Annotated in this window: 5 protein-coding genes; 4 read left to right on the plus strand and 1 reads right to left on the minus strand. The window is 71.9% G+C overall.

Going from position 1 to position 6,290, the window contains the following annotated elements:
* Nucleotides 1–11: 11 nt before the first annotated feature.
* Both ADL22_RS31015 and ADL22_RS31020 read left to right on the plus strand, forming a co-directional pair.
* Nucleotides 12–2,222 carry an ATP-dependent RecD-like DNA helicase gene (locus ADL22_RS31015; protein WP_066987480.1) on the plus strand — a complete coding sequence of 737 codons (2,211 nt, stop codon included), beginning with the start codon at nt 12–14 and terminating at the stop codon, nt 2,220–2,222.
* Between the two features lie 177 nt (nt 2,223–2,399).
* The gene (locus ADL22_RS31020; protein WP_066987483.1) at nt 2,400–3,689 is read left to right on the plus strand and encodes a citrate synthase; all 1,290 of its coding nucleotides are present in this window, start codon (nt 2,400–2,402) and stop codon (nt 3,687–3,689) included.
* 706 nt (nt 3,690–4,395) lie between these two features.
* Here the strand turns inward: ADL22_RS31020 and ADL22_RS31025 are convergent.
* Nucleotides 4,396–4,683 carry a heavy-metal-associated domain-containing protein gene (locus tag ADL22_RS31025; RefSeq protein WP_066987486.1) on the minus strand — a complete coding sequence of 96 codons (288 nt, stop codon included), beginning with the start codon at nt 4,681–4,683 and terminating at the stop codon, nt 4,396–4,398.
* A 286-nt stretch (nt 4,684–4,969) separates the two neighbouring features.
* Between ADL22_RS31025 and ADL22_RS31030 the strand changes: the two genes are divergently transcribed.
* Both ADL22_RS31030 and ADL22_RS31035 read left to right on the plus strand, forming a co-directional pair.
* The gene (locus ADL22_RS31030; RefSeq protein ID WP_066987489.1) at nt 4,970–5,590 is read left to right on the plus strand and encodes a DedA family protein; all 621 of its coding nucleotides are present in this window, start codon (nt 4,970–4,972) and stop codon (nt 5,588–5,590) included.
* Nucleotides 5,591–5,594: 4 nt separating this feature from the next.
* A partial coding sequence (locus ADL22_RS31035) for a GNAT family N-acetyltransferase (RefSeq protein WP_324615628.1) occupies nt 5,595–6,290 on the plus strand: 696 nt, incomplete at its 3' end.

The following is a 6,290-nucleotide window of genomic DNA, read 5'->3' on the forward strand; positions in this document are numbered from 1 at the left end:
ACCGTCGGGGCATGGTCAACGCAGCCGTGGTCGAAGGGGTCCTGGAGCGGATCACGTACGCCAACGACGAGACCGGCTACACCGTCGCGCGGGTCGACACCGGCCGCGGAGCCGGTGAGCTGCTCACCGTCGTCGGCGCGCTGCTCGGCGCCCAGCCGGGCGAATCGCTGCGCATGGAGGGCCGCTGGGGCTCCCACCCCCAGTACGGCCGCCAGTTCACGGTGGAGAACTACACCACCGTCCTGCCCGCCACCGTCCAGGGCATCCGCCGCTATCTCGGCTCCGGCCTGATCAAGGGCATCGGCCCCCGGATCGCCGACCGCATCACCGAGCACTTCGGCACCGACACCCTCGACGTGATCGAGCGCGACCCGGGCCGCCTGATCGAGGTCCCCGGCCTCGGCCCCAAGCGCACCGCGAAGATCGGCGCCGCCTGGGAGGAGCAGAAGGCCATCAAGGAAGTGATGATCTTCCTCCAGGGCGTCGGCGTCTCCACCTCCCTCGCCGTGCGCATCTACAAGAAGTACGGCGACGCCGCCATCTCCGTGGTGCGGAACGAGCCCTACCGCCTGGCCGCCGACGTCTGGGGCATCGGCTTCCTGACCGCCGACCGCATCGCCCAGTCGGTCGGCATCCCGCACGACAGCCCCGAGCGGGTCAAGTCCGGCCTCCAGTACGCCCTCTCGCAATCCGCCGACCAGGGCCACTGCTTCCTGCCCGAGGAGCAACTCATCGCCGACGCGGTGAAGTTGCTCCAGGTGGACACCGGCCTGGTCATCGACTGCCTGACCGAGCTGGCCGCCGATCCCGAGGGCGTGGTCCGCGAGAAGGTCCCCGGGGACGGCGACGGCACGTTCGTCACCGCGGTCTATCTGGTGCCGTTCCACCGCGCCGAGCTGTCCCTGGCCGGCCGGCTGACCCGGCTGCTGCGCACCCCCGAGGACCGCATGCCCGCCTTCCAGGACGTGGACTGGGACAAGGCCCTGGCGTGGCTGGCGCGGCGCACGGGCGCGGAGCTGGCGCCCGAGCAGCAGGAGGCGGTCCGGCTGGCGCTGTCCCGCAAGGTCGCGGTGCTCACCGGCGGGCCGGGCTGCGGCAAGTCCTTCACGGTCCGCTCGGTGGTCGAGCTGGCCCGCGCCAAACGGGCCGCGGTGGTGCTGGCCGCCCCCACGGGCCGGGCGGCCAAACGGCTGGCCGAGCTGACCGGAGCGGACGCCTCCACCGTCCACCGCCTGCTGGAGCTCAAGCCCGGCGGGGACGCCGCCTACGACGCGGACCGCCCGCTGGACGCCGATCTGGTCGTCGTCGACGAGGCGTCCATGCTCGACCTGCTGCTGGCGAACAAGCTCGTCAAGGCCGTCCCGCCGGGCGCCCATCTGCTGCTGGTCGGCGATGTGGACCAGCTGCCGTCGGTGGGCGCCGGCGAGGTGCTGCGCGATCTGCTGGCCGAGCCGGGCCCGGTGCCCGCCGTCCGGCTGACCCGGATCTTCCGCCAGGCCCAGCAGTCCGGCGTGGTGACGAACGCCCACCGCATCAATTCCGGCATCCCCCCGCTGACCAGCGGCCTCCCCGATTTCTTCCTGTTCCCCGAGGAGGACGCGGAGGAGGCCGCCCGGCTGACGGTGGACGTGGTGGCGCGCCGCATCCCCGCGAAGTTCGGACTGGACCCGCGCCGGGACGTCCAGGTGCTCGCCCCGATGCACCGCGGCCCGGCCGGCGCCGGCGCCCTCAACGGCCTGCTCCAGCAGGCGGTGACCCCGGCCCGCCCGGACGTCCCCGAGCGCCGCTTCGGCGGCCGGGTCTTCCGCGTCGGCGACAAGGTCACCCAGATCCGGAACAACTACGACAAGGGCCGCAACGGCGTCTTCAACGGCACGGTGGGCGTGGTCACCGCCCTCGATGCCGTCGAGCAGCGCCTGACGGTCCGCACGGACGAGGACGAGGAGGTGCCGTACGACTTCGGCGAACTGGACGAGCTGGCGCACGCCTACGCGGTGACGATCCATCGCTCCCAGGGCAGCGAGTATCCGGCCGTGGTGATTCCGGTCACCACCAGCGCCTGGATGATGCTCCAGCGCAATCTGCTCTACACCGCCGTGACCCGGGCGAAGCGGCTCGTGGTGCTGGTCGGCTCCCGGAGGGCCCTCGGCCAGGCCGTCCGCACGGTTTCCGCCGGTCGCAGGCACACCGCGCTGGACCACCGGCTCGCCGGCGCGCTGTGAGGCGCGCCCCCCTTCCCCAAGCGGGGCGAAGGGGAGCAGGATGGACACCAACGCGGCACTGAGTGCCGCGATGAGGCCCTATGGCCGACCCCGAGTGCACATCCAAGGTCCAAATGGGGGAAGGTATAGGCAGTCAGGGCACCTCGAAGAAGAGGCACAACGTCGGTGAGGGATGACGTGAGCGACAACTCTGTAGTACTGCGTTACGGGGACGGCGAATACAGCTACCCGGTCGTCGACAGCACGGTCGGCGACAAGGGCTTCGACATCTCGAAGCTGCGCGCCCAGACCGGTCTGGTGACCCTGGATTCCGGTTACGGCAATACCGCGGCGTACAAATCCGCGATCACCTATCTCGACGGTGAAAAGGGCATCCTCCGTTACCGCGGCTATCCGATCGAGCAGCTCGCCGAGCGCAGCACGTTCGTGGAGACCGCGTACCTCCTCATCCACGGTGAGCTGCCCACCGTCGACGAGCTGGCGAACTTCCAGCAGGACATCACGTACCACACCCTGCTGCACGAGGACGTCAAGCGCTTCTACGACGGCTTCCCCCGGGACGCCCACCCGATGGCCATGCTGTCCTCCGTGGTCAGCGCGCTGTCGACGTTCTACCAGGACAGCCACAACCCGTTCGACGAGCGGCAGCGGCACCTCTCCACGATCCGCCTGCTGGCCAAGCTCCCGACCATCGCGGCCTACGCCTACAAGAAGTCGGTCGGCCACCCGGTCGTCTACCCGAGCAACGAGCTCGGTTATGTCGAGAACTTCCTGCGGATGACCTTCTCGGTCCCCGCCGCCGAGTACGAGCTCGACCCGGTCGTGGTCAGCGCCCTCGACAAGCTGCTGATCCTGCACGCCGACCACGAGCAGAACTGCTCGACCTCCACGGTGCGCCTGGTCGGCTCCTCGCAGGCGAACCTCTTCGCCTCGATCTCGGCGGGCATCAACGCGCTCTGGGGCCCCCTGCACGGCGGCGCCAACCAGTCGGTGCTGGAGATGCTCGAGGGCATCCGGGACGCCGGCGGCGACGTCGACACCTTCATCCGCAAGGTGAAGAACAAGGAAGACGGCGTGAAGCTGATGGGCTTCGGGCACCGCGTCTACAAGAACTTCGACCCCCGGGCGAAGATCATCAAGGCGGCGGCGCACGATGTCCTCTCCGCGCTGGGCAAGTCGGACGAGCTCCTCGACATCGCCCTGAAGCTGGAGGAGCACGCGCTGGCCGACGACTACTTCGTCGAGCGCAAGCTCTACCCGAACGTCGACTTCTACACCGGCCTGATCTACCGGGCGATGGGCTTCCCGACCGAGATGTTCACCGTGCTCTTCGCGCTCGGCCGGCTGCCCGGCTGGATCGCCCAGTGGCACGAGATGATCACCGAGCCCGGTTCCCGTATCGGCCGCCCGCGCCAGGTCTACACCGGCGTCGTCGAGCGCGACTTCGTGCCCGTCCAGGAGCGCTGAACCCGACCGCCGCGCGGCGGCCGGATCCGAGCCCGGCCGTCGCGCACCGGTGATCGATAATCGCGTAAAACCGCCTGGTGGCCCCTGGTGCGCGGCCCCGGCGGGCAAAACGAAAGCGCCCCGCCTCCGGATCCCCCCACGGGTCCAGAGTGCGGGGCGCTTCCCATGTCCCGGTGCGGATTCCCCCCACGGGATCCGTCCGGGCGTTCCGGGTTGCACCGCGCTCTGCCGGGACGCGCACATTCGGGAGGGCCGCTCAAAGCTCCCCGGGCGCGTCGCCCCGGCCAACGCGTAGCCGGGCGCGGTCCCCCAAGACCGGCACGGCTTTCGCAGTGCAAGCCCCGCCGGGGTGCCTGCACTGCCCGGTTAGACTCGCGACCCCCCTCGATGGTTACGTTGCGAAGAGTGTGATCTGGGTCTCATGGCATATGGGGGCGAATCTGGTCAAGGGCTTCCATTTGCAGATCGGCGCCTCGAGGTATGGGTGTTGTGCGAGTTGTAAGGGCTATGTGAAATTTCGTGGCCGCGCCCTGAGAATGTGACCGTTCACCGCTGATCGTCCTGGTCTAGGGCGATTACGGTCGGTGTCCGACCCGCCGGTCGATTTTCCCGGTACGGGGTCCGGAGGCGCGCGAGGCGCAGGGCGCCGTCCCGCCGGGGCGGACGCGTCCTGCGCCTCGTGGTCGAGCGCGGGAGGGGGCCCGGCTCAGACCTGGCCCACCAGTTCGTACCCCGCCTCGTCGACCGCCGCGCGCACCGCGGCCTCGTCCAGCGGCGCCGCGGAGACGACCGTCACCAGGCCGGTCGCCGCGACCGCCTGCACCGACTCGACCCCGGCCAGCCCGCCGATCTCCGACGAGACCGCGCCCTCGCAGTGCCCGCAGGTCATGCCGGTGACCTTGTACGTGGTGGTCACCGCGCCGGTCTCGACGGCGGTGGTGCCGCCGGTGTGGCAGGAGCCCTCGGGGGTGCAGCAGGAGCTGTTCTCAGCCATGGATCTCTCCTTGTGGTGCCGTGTGTGCCGACATGTGCCGGTACGGGCCGATGCGGCCGCTGTGCCCAGTGTGCTGCCCGGGGCGCGCGCGGTGGCGCGTGGGGGCGGGGTGGCGGCCGGTGTCGCCCTTCCGGCTGCCGCCACTGTATACCCCTAGGGGGTATGAATCCAAGTGGGGGGTGCCGTGTGCGCGAGGTGGTGCGGGGGCGCGCCTTGCCGCCCGCCGCGCCGCGCGGCAGCCTGGGGATACGGGCTCGGGGCGCGCGGATCCGAGGAGGCGGCCGGGATGGACGTACCCGCCCTCTGCGGCCTGCTGGCGGCCACCACACTGCCGCCGCTGGTCCCGAACTCCGCGCTGCTGGCCGCCGCCGGCGCCCTGGCCTCCGAGGGCCGCGCCGCGCTTCCGGTGGTCCTGGTGACGGTCGCGGGCAGCGCCGTGCTGGGGGACGTCCTGATGTACCTCGCCGCGCGGCGGTTCGGCGGCCCGGTCCGCGCCTGGATGCTGCGCCGCCCGCGCCACCGCGCCGCGCTCGTCCGGACCGCCGCCCGGATCCGGCGGCACGGCCTGCCGTTCGTGGCGGCGGTGCGCTTCCTGCCCAGCGGCCGGATCGCCGGAGCCCTCGCCTCCGGATTCCTCCGCTATCCGCTCCGCAAGTACGTCCTCGCCGCCGCCCTCGCCGAATCCCTCTGGGCCGGCTGCTCGGTCGGCCTCGGCTACCTCGGCAGCGCCGCCGCCGGCAACCCCCTCTGCGCCGCCGCCCTCGGCCTCGGCGTCTCCGCCCTCGTCGCCACCACCGCCCTCGCCGCCCGGCGCGCCACCCGCCGCCGCACCCCGCGGCCCCGCCCCGCCGGCCGCTCGCCGGCACCCGCCGCACCGGTCACTGTCAGTGGTCGCCCGTACCGTTGAGGTCATGACGGAGACGACAGGGACGACGGGACCGACAGGAACGACGACGGGGTCGACGACGGGGGCGGCAGGCATGACCACAGGGGCGGCGGAGACGGCAGGGGCGGCGGCACCTTGGCGGGCGGGAGCGGGGGCGCCCCGGGTGCGGATCGAGCCGTGGGCGCCGGACGGGCTGGACTTGCTGCGCCGGGCCAACACCCCGGTCATGACGCGGTACGTGGGCGGCCCCGAGACCGAGGAGCAGCTCGCCCGCAGACACCGCCGCTATCTCGCCGACGAGGAGCCGGGCCGGATGTACCGCATCGTGCTGCTGCCGGAGGGTGCGGCGGTGGGCACGGCCGGCTTCTGGGTGGCGGACCGGCGCGGGGAGGCGGTCTACGAAGCGGGCTGGAGTGTGCTCCCCGCCTTCCAGGGCCGGGGCATCGCGGTCGCCGCCGTCGCCCACGTCCTCGCCGCGGCCGCCGCCGAAGGCCACCACCCCAGCGTCCACGCCTACCCTTCCGTGGCCAACGCGGCGTCCAACGCCGTCTGCCGCCGGGCCGGCTTCCGCCTGCTGGGCGAGTGCGAGATCGAATACCCCAAGGGGTATCTCCTGCGGGCCAACGACTGGTGCATAGCCCTCACGGCGGAGGGGGCGGGGAGCCGGACGATGACCCGCACGCCCACCCGGGAGCTCCCGCCCCCCAGGGCCCTGGCCGCG

The organism is Streptomyces sp. NRRL F-4489, from assembly GCF_001509485.1.
Lineage (GTDB): Bacteria > Actinomycetota > Actinomycetes > Streptomycetales > Streptomycetaceae > Streptomyces.

Coding starts and splice junctions, on each gene's coding strand:
- ADL22_RS31015 (WP_066987480.1), top strand. CDS start 12: ATGGTCAACGCAGCCGTGGTCGAAGGGGTCCTGGAGCGGATCACGTAC.
- ADL22_RS31025 (WP_066987486.1), bottom strand. CDS start 4,683: ATGGCTGAGAACAGCTCCTGCTGCACCCCCGAGGGCTCCTGCCACACC.
- ADL22_RS31030 (WP_066987489.1), top strand. CDS start 4,970: ATGGACGTACCCGCCCTCTGCGGCCTGCTGGCGGCCACCACACTGCCG.